Below are 18,231 nucleotides of genomic sequence, written 5' to 3' on the forward strand. Positions count from 1 at the left end.
TCAGCTCCTTCTTTCTAGTGCCAACTTATCTTTCTTATGTGTATCTTATTCTTTTTTTATACACTCTACGATTTAAAGCGGTCTTTTAAAATCGCTATTGCTTTTTTTAACGGCTCTGGAATTGGAACCCCTACAATTCTTGCGTTTTCTGTAATTGAAATCATTTCGTTTAAAATATAGAACAAAATAGCTCCATCTCGAATAATATGACCGTTTTCCCAAAATACAGAATCGATAAAGTTTGCTACAGCAATCATGGCAAAAATAAAAATTTTTTTGGCAATTCCTTTAAAACCTACTTTGCTAGATAAACGTTTATTTATAAAAGCTGCAATCGTGCCTGTCAAGTAATCCATTGCCACTAATGCTACTAAAGCCATTAGTAAATAGTCCCACTCTCCAAATAAAAAAAAAGCCAGTGAACCTAAACTTGAAATTATCAAGACAGAAAGCTTCTGCATATCCACTTTTTTCACCCTTTCAGCAGTCATATCCCTACAGTATATGCCGGTGAAAAAAAAGTGTTCGTCCATCTTATCATAAAAAAACCTGCGATTGCTCGCAGGTTTTACTTACTTGCCTAGGAATGACTTTAACATCCACGTATGTTTTTCTAAGCTTTGATGAATAGCTAACAGCATGTCTCCTGTTGTTTCATCGCCCGCTTCACCGGCTGCATCCATTCCTTCTTTTAATTCAGCAGTTAGCGTATCAAAATCGCTTACTAAAGAAGCAACCATGTCTTTAGCCGTTTCGCTTCCATCCGCTTCTTTAATAGAAGAAAGCTCTAACGATTCTTTCATTGTTGCCACAGGTTTTCCTTCTAGTGCTAAAAGGCGTTCTGCAAGGTCATCAATAATTGTAGCTGTTTCCGTATACAGCTCTTCAAACTTTTCATGAAGAGTGAAGAATTGTTCACCTTTCACGTACCAATGAAAATTATGAAGTTTTATGTACATTACACTAAAGTTTGCCACTTGTTTATTAACAATTTCATTTACATTTGCTGCCATGTTGTTCGCTCCTTTATGAACTCTTTATATAGTATAGTTGTACCCTTTTTTAGTTGATTAAAACATTTTTTTCATAAAAAGAGACATTTCCCTTTCTTTAGACTCGGAGAAACGTCTTCATCTTTTTCCAAATAAAATAAGCAGCCCAGCGGACTGCTTATTTTTAGCCAAATACTTTTTCTAAATCTTCTTTGTCCTGTTCTAACCAGAACTTCATCAAGCGTTTTGCTCCTTCTAAATCGTGAAGTTTTGCTTGACCGCACTGTTTTTCATTTGCTGCTGGAATTTCAGTAATGTTAATTGCATCTTTTAGCGTATCGTCCAACAAATCAATAATTTCACGTACAGTCGGCTCCCCGCTCACTACTAAGTAGTATCCCGTTTGACATCCCATAGGCGAAATATCAATAATATCAAAGTGATCGTATTTTTCTACATGAGTACGAATATTAAAAGCTAATAAATGCTCTAACGTATGAATAACGTCCGGCTTCATTGCTTGTTTGTTTGGTTGGCAAAAACGAATATCGAATTTATTTACAACGCCGTCGCTTCCCACTTTGTGAACACCGCAGTGTCTTACGTAAGGTGCTTTAACCGCATTATGATCTAGCTCAAAACTTTCTACTGATGGCATAATACCACTCCTTTTTTCTTCTTTCACCTATCATAACATGCAATTCCGATATATTTCATCCATTTAATAACCTTTATTTCTTTTAGTTGCTTTTTATTCCTTCTATCCCTTATAGTATGAGCAAACACGAAAGAAAGAACGTGATAATAAATGATTGCAAAGCTTTTGCTTTTACTTATAAAAGGATATCAAAAAGGAATTTCGCCTTTTCTTCCGGCAAGGTGCCGGTTTTACCCTACTTGCTCCCAGTACGGAGTTGAATCCATTAAACGCTTTGGTGCCGTAAAGGGATCTTATTTGACTATAAAACGCATTTTAAAATGCCACCCGTTCCATCCGGGTGGCATCGATGAAGTACCTGAGAAAAAATCACACTAAGCTTTAGTTGTTTTCGATTGCTTCATACCCATTTACAACAACATCTAGCTTTCCTGTATTTGGATCAATAACTAGTCCATGTACAGGAGTATCTTTTGAAAATAGAGGATGATTACGAATTGTCTCTACACTATGCTGAACAGTCTCTTCTACTGAATCAAAACCCGTTAACCATTTTTTCAAGTCCATAGAATATTCAATGGTATTAATCACTTCATCTGAGATGCCTTTTGCTCTTACTTTCTCTAAAAAAGGTTCCGCCTGAAGTTTACCTGCTCCGCAGTCATGGTGACCAATTACACATACCTCATCAGCTTGTAGCTCGTACACAGCTACTAAAATGCTTCGCATAATACTTCCAAATGGATGTGAAACAAGTGCTCCTGCATTTTTAACAATTTTCACGTCTCCGTTACGCAGATTTAAAGCGTGCGGAAGCAGTTCTACCAATCTTGTGTCCATACACGATAAAATAACCATTTTTTTATTAGGGAATTTGCTTGTTTCGTAAAGTTCATACTTCTTTTCTTCTACAAATTTTTTGTTGAATTCTAAAACATCTTGTAATAAGCTCATTTGCTGTCTTCTCCTTCATAAAAAAAATTCTTTCTTGTATTATAATACTTTTTCCTATAAGATGAAAAGTGTTAAATCGTAATCATTATTATTTAAAGACAAGAAAGTAGGTTATAACAGTGAAAAAAATTCCCGTTACCGTTTTAAGCGGATACCTTGGGTCAGGTAAAACAACTCTTTTGAACCATATTTTAAAAAATAAAGAAGGTTTAAAGGTCGCGGTCATTGTCAATGACATGAGCGAAGTAAATATTGATGCAGACTTAGTTAAACAAGGCGGATTTTCTCGAACAGAAGAAAAACTTGTTGAAATGCAAAATGGCTGTATTTGCTGTACGCTTCGAGATGATTTAATGAAAGAGGTAGAACGCCTGGCTGACAATGATGATATTGATTATATTGTCATTGAATCTTCCGGAATCAGCGAACCTATCCCTGTTGCTCAAACATTTACTTATATTGATGAAGAGCTTGGCATTGATTTAACTCAGAAATGTTCATTAGATACGATGGTCACTGTAGTAGATGCTAATCGCTTTTGGGAAGACTTTTCATCAGGTGAAAGCTTATTAGACCGCAAAGAAGGAACGGATGAAAACGATAAAAGAGAAGTGGTTGATTTATTAATCGATCAAATTGAATTTGCAAACGTCATTTTATTAAACAAAGTTGATTTGTTAACAAAAGATGATGCAGATGAGCTGCAGGCTGTTCTTCACAAATTAAACTCAGAGGCCACTGTTATCCAAACAATTAATAGTGAGGTAAAACTTGAAACCATACTTCATACCGACTTATTCGACTTTGAAAAAGCTAGTCAAGGAGCCGGATGGATTAAAGAATTAAATGAAGAACACCATACGCCTGAAACAGAAGAGTTTGGTATTTCTTCTTTTGTATATAGAAGGAATCGTCCCCTTCATCCTGAACGCTTTATGAAATGGTTAGAGGACTGGCCGGTTGATATTGTACGTGCAAAAGGATTTTTCTGGCTTGCTTCACGTAACCATATGGCAGGACTTCTTTCTCAAGCAGGTACGTCCATTATGATTCAAGGAGCGGGTGAATGGGTCGCAACGTACATAGCAGAGGAAAGGGAACAAACCTTAAAGGAAGAACCTGAATTACGAGCAAAATGGGATGAACAATTTGGAGACCGTATTAACGAGCTTGTATTCATTGGTATTGATATGAACAAAGCTGAAATAATTGAAACTTTAGACCACTGTTTGCTGACAAATGAGGAAATGAATCAAGATTGGGCTACTTTCAAAGACCCCCTTCCTAAGTTTACAGTAAGTGCGTAAATTTTTAGTTTTCAAATCGTAATAATTACGATATAATAACATAGGTCATAAATGGTTACGATACGAACGGAAGGAGCAACATAATGAAATTCAAACCACTTTTAATGGTGCTGGCATTAGGAATTGGAACAGCCCTTGCAGGGTGCAGTTCAAGCAGTGCAAATAACGCATCTGATAATAAAAATAAAAAATTAGAAGTTTACACAACAATTTACCCTTTACAGGATTTCACTGAAAAAATCGGTGGAAAATATGTAGAAGCTAAAAGCATTTTACCAACAGGTGTAGATGCTCACTCATTTGAACCTACCACAAAAACAATGGTCAAAATCGCAAACGCGGACGCATTCGTTTACTCAGGAATTGGGCTTGAAGGCTTTGCAGATAAAGCACAGTCTACGCTAAAGAATGAAGATGTCGCTTTAGTAGAAGCTGCAAAAGGAATTGAACTAGCAAAGAGTTCTGAAGATGAGCATGCCCATGAGGACGAACATGCACATGAAGAAGAGCATCACCACGGAGATACAGACCCTCACGTTTGGCTTGATCCTATTTTAGCTATTCAATTAGCAGAAAATATTAAAAATGAACTTGTTGAATTAAAACCAGATAAAAAAGCAGAATTTGAAAAGAACTTCCAATCCTTAAAGACTCAGCTTGAAGATGTGAACCAAGAGTTAAAAACAACGATTGGCGACGCACCTCATAAAGAAATTTTAGTATCACATGCAGCCTACGGCTACTGGGAAAAACGATACGGATTAAAGCAAATTAGCGTAGCGGGTTTATCTCCTACAAATGAGCCGTCTCAAAAACAATTAGAAAACATCGTAAAACAAGCAAAAAAAGACCATATCAAATACTTTATCTTTGACCAAAATTTAAAGCCTAAAGTGTCTACACTTGTAAAAAATGAAGTGGGAGCTCAAGCTTTAACACTTCATAACTTAGAGTCATTAACGAAAAACGATGTTAAAAATAAAGAAGATTATTTCTCCATTATGCAACACAACATTGATACGTTGAAAAAAGCATTATATTAATAAAAAAACTAGCCTCTCGGCTAGTTTTTTTATTGTAATTTATATTTTTGCTTAAAGCGTTCCACACGGCCGCCTTTATCAGCAAATTTTTGTTTTCCTGTATAAAATGGATGTGTATCCGAACTAATTTCAACTTTTAAGAGCGGATATGTGTTGCCATCTTCCCATTGAACGTTCTCATTTGATTGTTTTGTAGATCCTGATAAAAATGATGTTCCGCTATTTGTATCCATAAATACAACTTTACGATAGTCTGGATGAATATTTGTTTTCATTAAATATCTCTCCTTTAAAACAATATATACTCATTATAATCGTAATGATTACTATTTTCAAGTTATATGTTTTACCAATTCTGATGCATAAAGCGTGGTAAAAAGTGGACAATAAGGTTTATCAATACTTTACTGGAAAGGTTGAAAAATGAATGGATCATTTAGTTACTGCACGTTCAATGTTTGGTCTGAACATGGGAGTACATATCATTTTTGCCACTCTTGGCGTCGGCATTCCTCTCATGATTTTATTGGCTGAAATTCTTTACTACAAAACAAAAGATAAAGATTATGAACTTATGGCACAGCGCTGGACAAAAGGAGCTGCTGTCCTGCTTGGAGTCGCTATTCCTACGGGAACGATTGCTGGTGTGCAATTAGCGTTGCTTTGGCCGGGTTTTATGGAAATCGTAGGAAAAGTGATGGCTCTTCCTTTTCAAATTGAAATTTATGCTTTCTTTATTGAGGCTCTTTTTCTCTCTATTTACGTATACGCAGCGGACCGTATTTCTCGAAAAATGAGGATTATCAGTCTCATTTTAGTAGCAATAGGCGCTCTTGCCTCTGCCGTTTTAATTACAAACGTGCACGCATTTGAAGGAACACCTGCTGGCTTTCGAATTTTAAATGGCGAAATTGTAAGCGTAGATCCTTGGGCAGCTTTCTTTAATCCGAGTTTCTTTGTAACGTCCGGTCACGTAGCCGTTTCTGCTTATACAACCGGAGGCTTTGTCATTGCTTCAGTCGCTGCCTTTAAAATGCTTCGTGCGCGAAAACATAATCCAAGAGAATATAAATTTCATCATAAAGCATTGATGATGGGATTAGTAATCGGCGGGATTTTTTCTTTTGTAACAGCTTTGAATGGACATGAATCGATGCAAAAAGTATACGAATATCAACCCGAAAAACTTGCAGCAGCTGAAGGTCTATTTGAAACGCAAGATCATGCGCCATTAGCTTTAGGCGGATTTACAGATGAAAAAGAACAGCGAGTCAAGTATGGCATTGAGTTTCCATGGATGCTCAGCTTCTTGTCGGGTAATAGCTTTAATACAGTGATTACTGGACTCAATGACTTCCCTAGAGATTATTGGCCGCCGCTTTTTGTGCATACCTTGTTTAACGGTATGGTCATTATCGGATCGATTTTAATTTTAGTGGCGCTAGTGGGCGTTGTTTGGTACAAGTTTTTAAAGAAGAAAAGCTTCCCTAAAGTTTTCATGTGGGCATTTGTCGCAACGGGCCCTCTCGCGATCATGGGCATTGAATTCGGATGGATTTTCGCATGTACAGGCAGACAACCCTGGGTCATTTACCGCATCATGCGTACATCAGAAGCCGTTACTACTTCTGCTAATTTGCATATTTTATTTTTCTTGTTTTTGCTTGTTTATATCGTACTCGTGGCCGCAGTCGCCCTTGTACTGGTGTTTTATTTTAGACGAAATCCGCTTTCTAAAGAGCTTGCTGCGCAAGCAGATTAAAAAGGATGTGAGAATATGGGTGATTCATTACTAGCAATTACTGTAATATGGGGCTTCATTTTTATCTATGCTGTAATGGGAACGATGGACTTTGGAGCTGGTTTTTGGTCGATGGTCTATATTAACCGTACGAAAACAAATGCTACAGATGTAGCAAACAGATATCTATCGCCTACTTGGGAAGTAACCAATGTATTTATCGTTGCGATTGTTGTTGCGCTGTTTAGCTTTTTTCCGCGAGCTACATTTACGCTTGGAACAGTGCTACTAGTACCGGGGAGTATCATTTTACTTCTCTTATCTATTCGAAGCGGATTTTTAGTGTTTTCACACTATGCTGGCAGCTTCAAATATCGGAGAGCGTTGGTTTACGTATCTGGTATATCTGGCGTATTAATTCCCGCTTTTTTAATCGCCGTACTGCCCGTAAGTCAAGGTGGATTTATTGATGTAATTGACGGAACGCAGCGATTAAATTTAGCAAGAGTGTTTTCAAGTCCGCACGTCTATTCATTTATTGGTTTTGCCATTACTTCTTCCCTGTTTCTGTCGTCTCTTTTATTAGCAGACTACTCGAAGTCATCTGACGAAATGGAAGCTTATGCGGTCTATCGGCGCGATGCGCTCATTACAGGACCTCTTTCACTGCTAATGGCTATCTTTATTATGATTACAATGCAATCAGAAGCCAGCTGGTTATATGATAAAATGATGCAGTTTAAGCCTCTTCTTTACGGGTCTGTAGGTCTATTTGTAGTAGCTGGTATTGCTCTGCTGCTGCCTTCTCAAAAAGGAAAAGGAATGCCTCGTTTAGCCGTGGTATCAATCGTCCTTCAATATTTCTTAGCAAGTTACGTATACGGACGAAGTCATTTACCGTATGTCGTGTATCCAAACGTAACGATTGAGAATGGATTTACACATCCCGATGCGTTCCATTCGTTATTTATTGTGTATATTGTTGGCTTTGCGATTTTATTTCCTGGATTCTTTTATTTCTGGCGTCTATTTATGAAAGATAATAAAGAATACAGCAAAAAGAAGCCATATTAAAAACCCGGTCAGCACTTGACCGGGTTTTCTTATGAAGCAGCAGATTTTGCCACTACTTCAGCAAAGTCTTTAGCAAATACCTTACATTTTTCTACATCTTCTCCAAAGGGAGAAAGCTCGATTTTCAAACCAGGAACAGCTATATTTCCGTTGCGTCCCTTTATTTTTTCTTCAATTAAATCAACTGCTCCGCAAAAAACATCATATGATGAATCACCTGAACCAAATACAGCCATCTGCTTTTGACTGAGATCTATATCATCCATTTCATCATAAAGATCTAAAAAATCATCTGGCAGCTCTCCATCTCCCCACGTATAAGCTCCAAAGATAATAGATTCTGCCAATACAAGGTCCGAAGCAGCAATGTCATATACTTCTGCTCGTTTCACATGCAATCCATGCTTGACTAATTCTTCTTCGATCAAATCGGCTATCGCTTCTGTGTTGCCTGACATACTCGCATAAGCTAGTAAGATTTCCTTCATGTAAATGACGCTCCTTTACACCAGCAGTGTGGGCCGCACATCCCCTTCTTCATCACATTCTTGCTTAAGAGGACAGTTTTCACACTCACTGGATGCATAGTTCTTTTGAAAATGTTTTGGTTCCATTAACACACTTTTGACAATATGTAGTTGAAGTATGGCCTTTTCATAATCGCCTGTTGCAATATAATAAGTTGTTGTTTCTCCGGTTAATAATGAATAAAAACGAATTTGTTCAGGAACCTTTTGAAAAGCTTGTTTCGAAAAAACGATAATAAAGTCTTTCATTGCGTTCTTCACTTCTTCATGGTCATCTAGAATGAATTTTGTTACCGTATAAGACTTCTCTGTCCATGCAGCAAAATCAATGGTCAGAGAAAGGTTGCTTTGAATTTCTTCTACATAAACGCTGTATTTTTCAAACACAAAAAGTGGTAGCTCCACATGTGTTTTCTCGCCTAAAAACCTCAGTAAATAATCACTTACTTTAGCTAACACATCGTAATAGTGAATGGGTGATGAAAACATATTTGGCTTTAGGCGCCAATATTTTTCAATAAGCTGTAAAACATAGAGGTTTGAGCGATACTCAACTGGCTTGCTATAGTATGTTTTAATGATTTGATGGACGGTTACTTGAACATGCTGTTTCCAATCTATAGATGTCTTTTTCAAAAGAAGCTGCTGCTGATAAAATTTGTACGGACATCGAATAAATTGTTCGATGTGGTTATTGGAGAGTGTCTTTATATGCACTTTTATCGGTTCCATCTATGTCTCACCACCCTAATTGAAATTCATTCTCAATAATGATCAAAAATTAAATCATGAAATTTGCTCAATCACTTTACGAATAGCACTCCATGAATGTTTGACGAAATAAATTGGTTTTTGCTGTTTTTTTGCTTTCTCTTTAATGACTTTTGCCATATTGTGATTAATAAAATCCGTAATAACTAATACAAACCCAATATGTTCGGGAATTTCTCGCTTCACCATATTGCTTTTACGGCCATCTAAATGAATTACTTCATTAAACCCTTCTCCCGCTAGACGATCTGTAATATGCTTTAACCTGTCTCCTCCTACAACCATGACTGATGACATGTTTGTTCCCTCCCAATTAATTATTCATTTAATGATTTGACAACAACCTGTATTCTTTACTATATATACAGTTTAATTGAGAATGATTCTCTTTGTCAACGTTTAATTGATAAAAATTCTCAATTAAAATGAAAGTCTACCACCTTTCTTATAAGTTAGTTGAATTTTGACCATACTATAGCTATCACATACAAAGGAGGGTTAACGTTGGAACAAAACATTCTTTGTGAAGTAAATAACTGTCACTTTTGGAAAAATGGAAATCACTGCAGTGCAGAAGAAATTTACGTAGTAAGTCATAGCGGAAAACATGCAGCAAGCAGCTATGAAACAGACTGTAAAACGTTCAAGCCAACTGAAGCGTAACCCGCAAAAGGACAGCCTCTGGGTTGTCTTTTTTCTCTCTTCAAGATCATAAAAAAGGAGACTAGTATGAAGACTGAACAACTGATTCATTTTTTTAAAGAAGAAGCCATAAAAGCAAATGAACAAACCTTTCCAATCTATGTACAATCATTTACTCATTTATGGACATACAAATGGGGAACACTTGAAAACATTCCAGAAGAAATTGATGACTTAATTACCACACGTGCGTTAGAACTTGGACTTATTCACTTAAAAAAAGCTGACTAATCAATAAGGAAATTAGTCAGCTTTTGTGTTTATAAATCATCAAATCCATTTGCATCTGATGCTTTTGTATATTGTCGTGATTTCTGTTCAAAGAAATCGGTTTTCCCTAAATCTACCTCTTGATAAGCAATAATCCAACGAAGAGGATTTTCAATCGGTGCTTCTGGGAAAGCAGCTCGACCGAAGCCTAACTGATTACAGCGTTTATTCGCCATATATTCAATGTACTGCTGCAGTTCTTTCATCGTAATGCCGTCGAATTTTTCTCCAATAACAGATTCCGCCCATTCAATTTCAAGACGAGCTGCCTCTTGGAACGTTTCAACTACAAACGTTTCTAGCTCCTCCGTACGATAAGCTGGATTTTCATTTAGTACTTCCTTGAAAATCTTTTCAAATAACCCAACGTGAAGCTGTTCATCACGATTGATATAATTAATCATCGTAGATGTCGCCACCATCTTTTGATTTCTCGCAAGATTATAGAAGAACGCAAATCCGCTATAGAAGAAAAGTCCTTCTAAAATAACATCATATACCATAGACTTCAAAAAGTTTTCAACCGTTGCTTCTTCGCTAAATGCTTTATATCCGTTTGTAATAAAGTCATTTCGTGCGCGAAGCTTTTCGTCTGTACGCCAGTATTCAAATACTTCATCTTGTTTTCCTTTTGGTACAAGACTTGATAAAACATATGAATACGAATGATTATGAACCACTTCTTGCTGCGCTAAAATAATCATTAGAGCGTTAATCGAAGAATCGGTTACATAGTCAGCTACTTTGCTAGCATAATCTGATTGAATACTGTCCAGTAGCGCCAGCAGGCCAATAATTTTTAGAAAGCTCTCTTGTTCGTCAGCGGTTAACTGAGGGAACTGTTTAATATCTTGACCCATATTAATTTCAAACGGCGTCCAGAAATTAGCTAGCATACGCTTGTATTTAGGGAACGCCCATGAAAATCGGACGTCATCCCAGTTTAGAATATTGGAGCTCTTGCCGTTGATGATTCCTGTCGAACGGTTCGGAGCTGTTTCGTTCATTAATTCTCGTTTTAACATGCTTGTCATCAATTATTCACTCCTTTTAACTATGACAGCTTTCACATTCTTCAATGACTTCACTTGATGTTGAACGTACGTAATAGGTCGTTTTTAATTTTTCTTTCCATGCCGTCATATGAAGATCCAGCAGCTCTTTTGCTCGGATATCATTTTGTACATATAAATTGAATGAAATAGATTGATCAATATGACGCTGGCGCTTGGCGTTTTGCTTAATGCTCCAGTGCTGATCAATTAAATAAACGGACTTATAATACCAGTTTGTTGCTGGCGATAAATCTGGTGCCGTCACTGGGATTTTATAGTTTTTCTTTTCCTCTGAATAAAACTTACGGAAAATCGGATCAATACTTGCCGTAGAACCCGCGATAATAGATGTTGATGAATTAGGTGCTACAGCCATTAAATATCCATTTCTTATCCCATTGCTTTGAACTTCGCTACGCAGTTCACTCCACGCTTCGCTCGTGTATTCACGTGTTTCAAAATAAGCGCCTGACTCAAAATCTGAGCCTTTAAATAATGGATATGCGCCTTTTTCTTTAGCTAAGTTCATGCTTGCCTGCACGGTTAAGTAAGAAATTTGTTCATACAATTCATCGCAATATGCTACCGCTTCATCTGTCTCCCATGCTATTTTCTTTAAGGCAAGCAAATGGTTCCAGCCAAATGTGCCAAGCCCTACTGCGCGGTACTTTTGATTCGTTAGCTTTGCTTGAAGTACCGGCAAATCATTTAACTCAATAACATTATCAAGCATGCGTACTTGAATTGGAATTAAACGTTCAAGTACATCTTCAGTTACGGCTCTCGCTAAGTTAATAGAAGAAAGATTACATACAACAAAATCGCCCGGATTCTTTGTAATAATAATTTTTCCGTCTTCCGTAATTTCCTCTGTTACGACCGTTGTACTTTGGTTTTGCGTGATTTCTGTACATAAGTTACTGCAGTAAATCATGCCCGCGTGTCGGTTTTGATTAGCTCGGTTAACCGTATCACGATAGAACATATAAGGAGTTCCGGTTTCAAGCTGCGAAAGCATAATGCGCTTGAAGATCTCAATAGCAGGCACTGTTTCTCTTGAAAGCTGTTCATTGTTTACACACTCAGCGTAACGAGTGCGGAACGAACCGCTGCCTTCTTCTTCATCATAAAAATCTTCTAACGAGTAGCCCATCAGCGTACGAACTTCGTGAGGATCGAATAAGTGCCAGTCTTCACGTGCTTCTACTTTTTCCATAAACAAATCTGGCAAACATACGCCAGTGAATAAATCATGCGTGCGCTGGCGTTCATCACCATTGTTCAAACGCGCGTCTAAGAATGAAAAAATGTCTTTATGCCAAACGTCTAAATATACGGCAATAGCTCCTTGTCGTTGACCTAGCTGATCGACACTTACAGCCGTATTATTTAGCTGTTTCATCCATGGAATTGTTCCTGATGATACGCCTTTAAAACCTTTTATATCACTTCCTCGGCTTCTAATATGACCGAGGTAGACACCAATTCCGCCTCCATTTTTACTAAGCGTGGCCAAATCTGTATTGCTATCATAAATACCGCGTAAGCTGTCATCAATCGTATCAATAAAGCAGCTAGATAGCTGTCCGTAGCTCTTTCCTGCGTTTGAGAGTGTTGGTGTGGCAACCGTCATATATAGACTAGAAAGCGCCCAGTACGCTTCTTTTACTAATGCTGTTCGATTTTCTTTCTTTTCTTGAGACATCAGCGTCATAGCAATGATAAGAAAACGTTCTTGCGGTAATTCGTATACACGCTTATCATGTGATGTCGCTAAATAGCGATCTGCTAATGTCAGCAATCCAATGTATGTAAATAAACGATCGCGTTCAGGAATAATGACTGAAGCAATTTCATTAATTTCTTCTTCTGTATATGTTTTTAATAGCTGTTTATTATAAATGCCGATTTTTGTTAGTTCTTGAATAAGCTGATAAAACGAACCGTACTTCTCTTTTTTATCATAACCTCGGTTGTCCGCTGCTTTTCGATATAGTTCGTTTAAGTAGACGTCTGCCGCCACGTACGTCCAATCTGGTTCTTCCATTGAAATACGCTCTAGGGCTGCCAAAATTAGTACGTTTGCAACCTTTTCGTCCGTCATATTTTCCTTTACTGTAACAGTTTGAATAACCTTTTCCTCATACAAAGAAAAATCAAGCTGCGTAAATTCTTTTTTTAAACGTTCAATATATGCAGTTAATTCATGTAGAATTGTAGGCTTTAATGTATTCACCATAAATATGGCTCCTCTCTTCACTTCAAAATAAAAAATCGCTCACCGTACCTCGGTGAGCGAATAGAACGAAGATAGAAGAAGACACTAAGTCTTTTCTCAATCCTCGCTCTACCCTCTCACCTCCCGAAGAAGATAAAACGACATAAAAAAGGCAGGTCTCCTGACTTATGCTTCTTTTTACTTTAAGGCCTTCCCATGATGTTTACTCACAGTGGATCTCCTTATTTCATCAGCATTCACAGTTGCGGGGACAGCTTTGGATTTTCACCAAATTCCCTTTTAAGTCTTTTTATCAGACACCTTTTTCACTGGAAAACACAAAATATAGTATTTTATTATTGTTTAACAAACAACATATTGTGTTATGTTATAAACACATTATATAGGACAACTTAGAAAACTATCAACCTATTTTCAAAAATAATTTTGTTTTTTACGATAAAATCCTTCGACTTTTTTCATCAAACTACTCCATCATAACATGTTTTGACACGCTTGATGGAACAATGTGCTCTTTTTAAAAAATTTGTCCTATTTTTCTACTAAACATTGCCAACATCAATAAAAAAACCGTTTTTCATAAAAAACGGTTTTTAATTATTTGTATTCTTTTTCAAATGCTGTGATTGTTTTGATAAACTTTTTATCAATATCGTATCCGATCCCCGGTTTTTCCTTCACCTTTATTACTCCGGCTTCTACCTCTACTTCGGGCTTAATAATATCTTTTTCCCAATAGCGAGACGACGCAGAAATGTCACCTGGTATCGTGAAAGAAGGCAGTGTGGCAAGGGCGATGTTATGAGCTCGTGAAATCCCGGCTTCTAACATTCCGCCAACCCAAAGCCTTACACCATGTAGGGCGCATAAATCATGAATTTTTTTTGCTACAGACATTCCGCCAACTCGACCGATTTTCACATTGATAATCTTGCAGCTTTTTTGTTCGATTGCATGACGTGCATCTTCATAGCTCACAATACTTTCATCTAAGCAAATCGGCGTCTTCATTTGCTTTTGTAATAATCGATGATCAAGGATATCATCCGAACTTAACGGCTGTTCGATCATCATTAAATTCAATTCATCTAGTTTTTTCAATGAATCACTATCGCTTAACGTATAGGCTGAATTGGCATCAGCCATAAGAGGAATGCTTGGAAATTCATCTCGAATTTGTTTCAGTAGCTCATAGTCAGCGCCTGGCTTAATTTTCACTTTAAAGCGCTTATAACCATCTTTCATATAAGTCTTTATTTGTTCTTTCATGATGGAAATATCATTTAAGCCAACTACCACTCCAGCTTCTACAGCAGGCCTTATTCCGCCAATTACTTCAGCTAAGGGCTTATTTTGGCGCTTTGCATACAAATCCCATACAGCACAGTCCAAAGCTGCTTTAGCCATGTTGTTCCGCTTTAGAGGTTTGAATAACTTTTGAACATCCTCTGGTTTTTGAAGCTGCTGGTGAAGAAGCGAAGGAATTAAAAAATCGTCTAACATATGAAAACATGTCTGAATCGTTTCTTCCGTATACCAAGGAGATGAAAAAGCAACGACTTCTCCCCATCCTGTAAATCCTTTTTCATCTTCTACTTCAAGCAAAATCAATTCTCGATCCTGGACCGTACCATAGCTTGTTGAAAAAGGAGAAAGAAGCTTCATGTCAATTTTATAAAGATGTACTTTTTTGATAATCATCGATTAAATTCCTTTCTGTATGAACGATGATAGCTTCCGGCGTATGATTTTATTAGAGGCCGTTCGCGGCAGCTCCTCTACTCGAACGAAATACTTTGGAAGTTTGTACTTTGCTAAAAATTGTTGAATGTGTAAAGATAACTCTTCATCTGAAACGTCTTCGTTTATAACAATGCATGCTGCAGGAACTTGTCCCCATTTTCCATCGGCTACTCCCGTTACACCGGCCTCTTTAACAGCGGGATGCTTCAACAAAACATTTTCAATTTCAGCTGGATATACATTTTCTCCACCTGAAATAATAAGGTCCGAGCGTCTGTCTAATACATATAGAAAGCCTTCTTCATCCACTTTCCCGATATCTCCTGTATAGAACCAGCCTTGTTGAAGGGCTTTTTTAGTAGCTTCAGGTTTATTTAAATATCCTTTTGTAACATTTGGACCTTTAACAATGATTTCTCCTGCTTCACGTGTTTCATTTCCATTCTCATCTACAATTTTCATTGCACACGGAAATAATGGTTTACCTGCTGATCCCAGTTTTCGCAAACTATCTTCAGGTGAAAGCGTAACGAACTGTGAAGATGTTTCTGTCATTCCATACGTTTGATAAACAGGAATTTCTTTATTCACACAAGCCTCTAAAATAGTAAGCGGTGCGGGTCCTCCTCCTAAAAGCATACAGCGAAATGTATTTGGATATTTACGTTCAGCTAATTCATCCAGCATATTCGATAGCATGGAAGTGACAACCGAAATAATTGTTACTCCTTTGTTTTCAATGGCTTCATTCACCGCTCTTGCTTCAAATCGTTCTTCTAAAATGATTTTCATTCCGTAAAAGACGCTCCGCATTAAAATGGATAATCCGCTAATATGAAACAAAGGAACCGCTATAAGCCAGCAGTCTTTTTCATTTAATCCTAAATTAAGCGCTGAACCAATGGAACTCCACCAGTGATTTCCATATGTCTGCAGCACTCCTTTTGGATTACCTGTTGTTCCAGACGTATACATAATGGTGAACGTCTCCTCGAGATTCCACGTTTTCTGAAAATACGTTTCTGTTTCTGGAGAACTTTTTAAAGAAGATAAAGGAAGCTGAGTAATGGAACTTTGGAACTCTCTCGTTAAAAATGCTTCATCCGTAATAAGCAACGACACGTTTGCATCTGTTAGCTGATAATTGATTTCTTCATTTGTCAAACGCGTATTGACGAGCAGCACCCGAGCGCCAATATAAGAAACCGCATGTAAAATCTCAATAAACTCCACGCTGTTTTTCATGCATAAAGCAATGGTATCACCTTGCTTTACACCGTTAAACGAAAGCTGCTGCGCTACTTTTTGAACACGCTTATGAAGCTCTTGAAAAGTAAGCGACGTTTGCAGTGTTTCTACCGCCACTCGGTTTGGCGTCAAATATGCTCTTTGCATAAGCCCATTAGGAATCGTTTGGCCACTCATAAATTTCTCTCCTTTTTATACTAATTAACTAAATCAAATTGAAAAAACAGCCTGATGATAATCACCAAGCTGTTTCAGCTGTTTAAGGGAAACGTGGGAACTGTTGGAAGTCTGGATTGCGTTTTTCCTTAAATGCATCGCGACCTTCTTTTGCCTCGTCCGTTGTGTAATAAAGAAGCGTTGCGTCACCCGCAAATTGCTGGATACCAGCTAAGCCGTCCGTATCAGCATTAAATGCTGCTTTTAAGAAACGAAGAGCGGTTGGACTTTTTTCTAACATCTCTTCACACCATTGAATTGTTTCAGCTTCAAGCTGTTCTAATGGAACGACCGTGTTTACTAATCCCATGTCTAGTGCTTCTTGAGCGTTGTACTGACGGCATAAGAACCAGATCTCACGCGCTTTCTTATGGCCTACGATGCGAGCTAAGTAACCAGAGCCATATCCTGCATCGAAGCTTCCAACTTTAGGACCTGTTTGTCCAAAGACTGCGTTATCCGCTGCAATTGTTAAGTCACATACAACGTGAAGAACGTGGCCTCCACCAATTGCATAGCCTGATACCATTGCAACAACCGGCTTTGGAATTACGCGAATTAAACGCTGTAAATCTAGAACGTTTAGACGTGGAATTTCATCTTCTCCTACATAGCCGCCGTGACCGCGAACTCTTTGGTCTCCGCCTGAGCAAAATGCTTTATCCCCAGCACCTGCTAATACAATTACTCCAACGCTTGCATCGTCACGAGCATAAGCAAATGCATCGATCAATTCCATTACTGTTTTTGGACGGAATGCATTGTGCACTTCCGGACGGTTAATCGTAATTTTAGCGATTCCGTTATATGTTTCGTATAAAATGTCTTCATATTGACGTACTGATGTCCATTCAACTGTCATCTTTATTTCCTCCTAATTATGTAGTAGCTAAGAACTCACTTACTATTCTACCAAAAATCTCGGGTTGTTCCACGTGAATTGCATGGCCTGTCCCTAAAATAATTTTAGAAGTAGCATTTGGTATTAATGTTTGCATTTCTTTGGAAATTAAACAAAACTTTTGATCTACTTCTCCTGTAATAAGCAAAACCGGCATCAACAGATCGTCCAGCTTCTCCCAAAGGGACGGCTGGACTCCTGTTCCCATTCCTTTCAAACTGTTGGAAAGGCCGATTTCTGTATGCGAAAGTCTTTCTTGACGCACCGCTTCTTGAACATAGCTAGGCAATTGCTTTTGAGAACGAAAAAGAGGGATTTCCTCCCAAAAGTTCACAAATTCTTCAATTCCATTTTTCACAATGCGGCTCGCCAGCTGCTCATCTTTTTCTTTTCTTAGCTTTTGTTCTTCTCGCGTTTTTAAACCAGGCGATGCGCTTTCTAATACCAACTTTTTCACAAGGTGTGGATATCGCTGAGCAAATGAGAGAGCAAGCCTTCCTCCCATCGAATATCCAATTACATTCACCTGTGATAGAGATAGCTGTTGAAGCAGCTCATGCAGTGCTTCAACAACTGCTTCCATTGAATATGGTTTGATTTCTTTCGGAGCTGCTGATTGGCCATGACCAATAATATCAACAGCAATCACTTGATAGTCTTTAACGAATTTCTTCATAAAGGTACGCCAGGTTTGAGAAGAACCGGTAAAGCCGTGAAGAAGCAGCAGCGGCTCTCCTTTTCCCTCGGTGTGCACATAGTAAGATACACCATTTAATTGATACATCATTGC

The 18,231-nt window shown here is 37.8% G+C and carries 21 protein-coding genes and 1 riboswitch; of the genes, 7 read left to right on the forward strand and 14 right to left on the reverse strand.

All coding sequences use genetic code 11. The annotated features are described in order from the left end of the window. Positions 1 to 65: 65 nt before the first annotated feature. The 3 genes from ACRPLY_RS19230 to ACRPLY_RS19240 form a co-directional block, all read right to left on the reverse strand. Positions 66 to 491: a phage holin family protein gene (locus tag ACRPLY_RS19230; protein ID WP_014457957.1), complete on the reverse strand. Its 426-nt coding sequence runs from the start codon at positions 489 to 491 to the stop codon at positions 66 to 68. Positions 492 to 572: 81 nt separating this feature from the next. Next, on the reverse strand, positions 573 to 1,013 hold the full coding sequence (locus ACRPLY_RS19235; RefSeq protein WP_013059546.1) for a Dps family protein: 441 nt from the start codon (positions 1,011 to 1,013) through the stop codon (positions 573 to 575). A gap of 163 nt (positions 1,014 to 1,176) precedes the next feature. Beyond that, positions 1,177 to 1,650: an S-ribosylhomocysteine lyase gene (locus tag ACRPLY_RS19240; protein ID WP_013059547.1), complete on the reverse strand. Its 474-nt coding sequence runs from the start codon at positions 1,648 to 1,650 to the stop codon at positions 1,177 to 1,179. A gap of 150 nt (positions 1,651 to 1,800) precedes the next feature. Between ACRPLY_RS19240 and yidD the strand changes: the two genes are divergently transcribed. Next, complete coding sequence (gene yidD, locus ACRPLY_RS19245; protein WP_080754454.1) at positions 1,801 to 2,028, forward strand: membrane protein insertion efficiency factor YidD; 228 nt, start codon at positions 1,801 to 1,803, stop codon at positions 2,026 to 2,028. A 3-nt stretch (positions 2,029 to 2,031) separates the two neighbouring features. On the opposite strand, the gene ACRPLY_RS19250 is transcribed toward yidD, so the two are convergent. Further along, positions 2,032 to 2,604, reverse strand: coding sequence for a beta-class carbonic anhydrase (locus ACRPLY_RS19250; RefSeq protein ID WP_028411855.1), 573 nt, complete (start codon positions 2,602 to 2,604; stop codon positions 2,032 to 2,034). A 119-nt stretch (positions 2,605 to 2,723) separates the two neighbouring features. Here ACRPLY_RS19250 and ACRPLY_RS19255 point away from each other — a divergent pair, with 119 nt between their 5' ends. Together ACRPLY_RS19255 and ACRPLY_RS19260 are read left to right on the forward strand one after the other, a co-directional pair. Then, positions 2,724 to 3,911 (forward strand): GTP-binding protein, encoded by a 1,188-nt coding sequence (locus ACRPLY_RS19255; RefSeq protein ID WP_028411856.1) that lies wholly within the window; start codon positions 2,724 to 2,726, stop codon positions 3,909 to 3,911. 83 nt (positions 3,912 to 3,994) lie between these two features. After that, the gene (locus ACRPLY_RS19260) at positions 3,995 to 4,954 is read left to right on the forward strand and encodes a metal ABC transporter solute-binding protein, Zn/Mn family (RefSeq protein WP_028411857.1); all 960 of its coding nucleotides are present in this window, start codon (positions 3,995 to 3,997) and stop codon (positions 4,952 to 4,954) included. Positions 4,955 to 4,983: 29 nt separating this feature from the next. On the opposite strand, the gene ACRPLY_RS19265 is transcribed toward ACRPLY_RS19260, so the two are convergent. Continuing rightward, positions 4,984 to 5,229, reverse strand: coding sequence for a type B 50S ribosomal protein L31 (locus tag ACRPLY_RS19265; RefSeq protein WP_028411858.1), 246 nt, complete (start codon positions 5,227 to 5,229; stop codon positions 4,984 to 4,986). Between the two features lie 152 nt (positions 5,230 to 5,381). Between ACRPLY_RS19265 and ACRPLY_RS19270 the strand changes: the two genes are divergently transcribed. Further along, the gene (locus tag ACRPLY_RS19270) at positions 5,382 to 6,716 is read left to right on the forward strand and encodes a cytochrome ubiquinol oxidase subunit I (protein ID WP_028411859.1); all 1,335 of its coding nucleotides are present in this window, start codon (positions 5,382 to 5,384) and stop codon (positions 6,714 to 6,716) included. A gap of 15 nt (positions 6,717 to 6,731) precedes the next feature. Next, entirely contained in the window at positions 6,732 to 7,769 is a 1,038-nt protein-coding gene (locus tag ACRPLY_RS19275) for a cytochrome d ubiquinol oxidase subunit II (protein ID WP_028411860.1), read from the forward strand. 29 nt (positions 7,770 to 7,798) lie between these two features. Here ACRPLY_RS19275 and ACRPLY_RS19280 read toward each other — a convergent pair whose 3' ends face one another. From ACRPLY_RS19280 to ACRPLY_RS19290, 3 genes are read right to left on the reverse strand one after another with little or no spacing between them, the layout of a single operon-like run. After that, positions 7,799 to 8,257, reverse strand: a complete 459-nt coding sequence (locus ACRPLY_RS19280) for a flavodoxin (RefSeq protein ID WP_028411861.1) — start codon at positions 8,255 to 8,257, stop codon at positions 7,799 to 7,801. A gap of 15 nt (positions 8,258 to 8,272) precedes the next feature. Next, on the reverse strand, positions 8,273 to 9,028 hold the full coding sequence (locus ACRPLY_RS19285) for a hypothetical protein (RefSeq protein WP_223546271.1): 756 nt from the start codon (positions 9,026 to 9,028) through the stop codon (positions 8,273 to 8,275). Between the two features lie 54 nt (positions 9,029 to 9,082). Further along, positions 9,083 to 9,364: a DUF2325 domain-containing protein gene (locus ACRPLY_RS19290; RefSeq protein WP_028411863.1), complete on the reverse strand. Its 282-nt coding sequence runs from the start codon at positions 9,362 to 9,364 to the stop codon at positions 9,083 to 9,085. A 207-nt stretch (positions 9,365 to 9,571) separates the two neighbouring features. On the opposite strand from ACRPLY_RS19290, the gene ACRPLY_RS19295 reads away from it, so the two are divergent. Together ACRPLY_RS19295 and ACRPLY_RS19300 are read left to right on the forward strand one after the other, a co-directional pair. Beyond that, positions 9,572 to 9,730, forward strand: coding sequence for a DUF1540 domain-containing protein (locus ACRPLY_RS19295; RefSeq protein WP_013059558.1), 159 nt, complete (start codon positions 9,572 to 9,574; stop codon positions 9,728 to 9,730). A gap of 66 nt (positions 9,731 to 9,796) precedes the next feature. Continuing rightward, positions 9,797 to 10,000: a hypothetical protein gene (locus ACRPLY_RS19300; protein ID WP_013059559.1), complete on the forward strand. Its 204-nt coding sequence runs from the start codon at positions 9,797 to 9,799 to the stop codon at positions 9,998 to 10,000. Positions 10,001 to 10,029: 29 nt separating this feature from the next. Here the strand turns inward: ACRPLY_RS19300 and ACRPLY_RS19305 are convergent, their stop codons facing one another. The 6 genes from ACRPLY_RS19305 to menH all read right to left on the reverse strand — a co-directional run bounded on the left by ACRPLY_RS19305 (position 10,030) and on the right by menH (position 18,228). Next, a complete protein-coding gene (locus ACRPLY_RS19305) occupies positions 10,030 to 11,073 on the reverse strand; it encodes a ribonucleotide-diphosphate reductase subunit beta (protein ID WP_013059560.1) in 1,044 nt (347 codons plus the stop codon). Between the two features lie 16 nt (positions 11,074 to 11,089). Further along, a complete protein-coding gene (locus ACRPLY_RS19310) occupies positions 11,090 to 13,333 on the reverse strand; it encodes a ribonucleoside-diphosphate reductase subunit alpha (protein ID WP_028411864.1) in 2,244 nt (747 codons plus the stop codon). 133 nt (positions 13,334 to 13,466) lie between these two features. Then, positions 13,467 to 13,652, reverse strand: a riboswitch (cobalamin riboswitch). A 278-nt stretch (positions 13,653 to 13,930) separates the two neighbouring features. Then, entirely contained in the window at positions 13,931 to 15,034 is a 1,104-nt protein-coding gene (menC, locus tag ACRPLY_RS19315) for an o-succinylbenzoate synthase (RefSeq protein WP_028411865.1), read from the reverse strand. Between the two features lie 3 nt (positions 15,035 to 15,037). Next, a complete protein-coding gene (locus tag ACRPLY_RS19320; RefSeq protein ID WP_028411866.1) occupies positions 15,038 to 16,501 on the reverse strand; it encodes an o-succinylbenzoate--CoA ligase in 1,464 nt (487 codons plus the stop codon). An 82-nt stretch (positions 16,502 to 16,583) separates the two neighbouring features. Continuing rightward, positions 16,584 to 17,402, reverse strand: a complete 819-nt coding sequence (gene menB / locus ACRPLY_RS19325; protein ID WP_013085280.1) for a 1,4-dihydroxy-2-naphthoyl-CoA synthase — start codon at positions 17,400 to 17,402, stop codon at positions 16,584 to 16,586. Between the two features lie 16 nt (positions 17,403 to 17,418). Next, the gene (menH, locus tag ACRPLY_RS19330; protein WP_028411867.1) at positions 17,419 to 18,228 is read right to left on the reverse strand and encodes a 2-succinyl-6-hydroxy-2,4-cyclohexadiene-1-carboxylate synthase; all 810 of its coding nucleotides are present in this window, start codon (positions 18,226 to 18,228) and stop codon (positions 17,419 to 17,421) included. Positions 18,229 to 18,231: the final 3 nt, after the last annotated feature.

Source organism: Priestia sp. TGN 0903, assembly GCF_050846855.1.
Taxonomy (GTDB): domain Bacteria; phylum Bacillota; class Bacilli; order Bacillales; family Bacillaceae_H; genus Priestia; species Priestia zanthoxyli.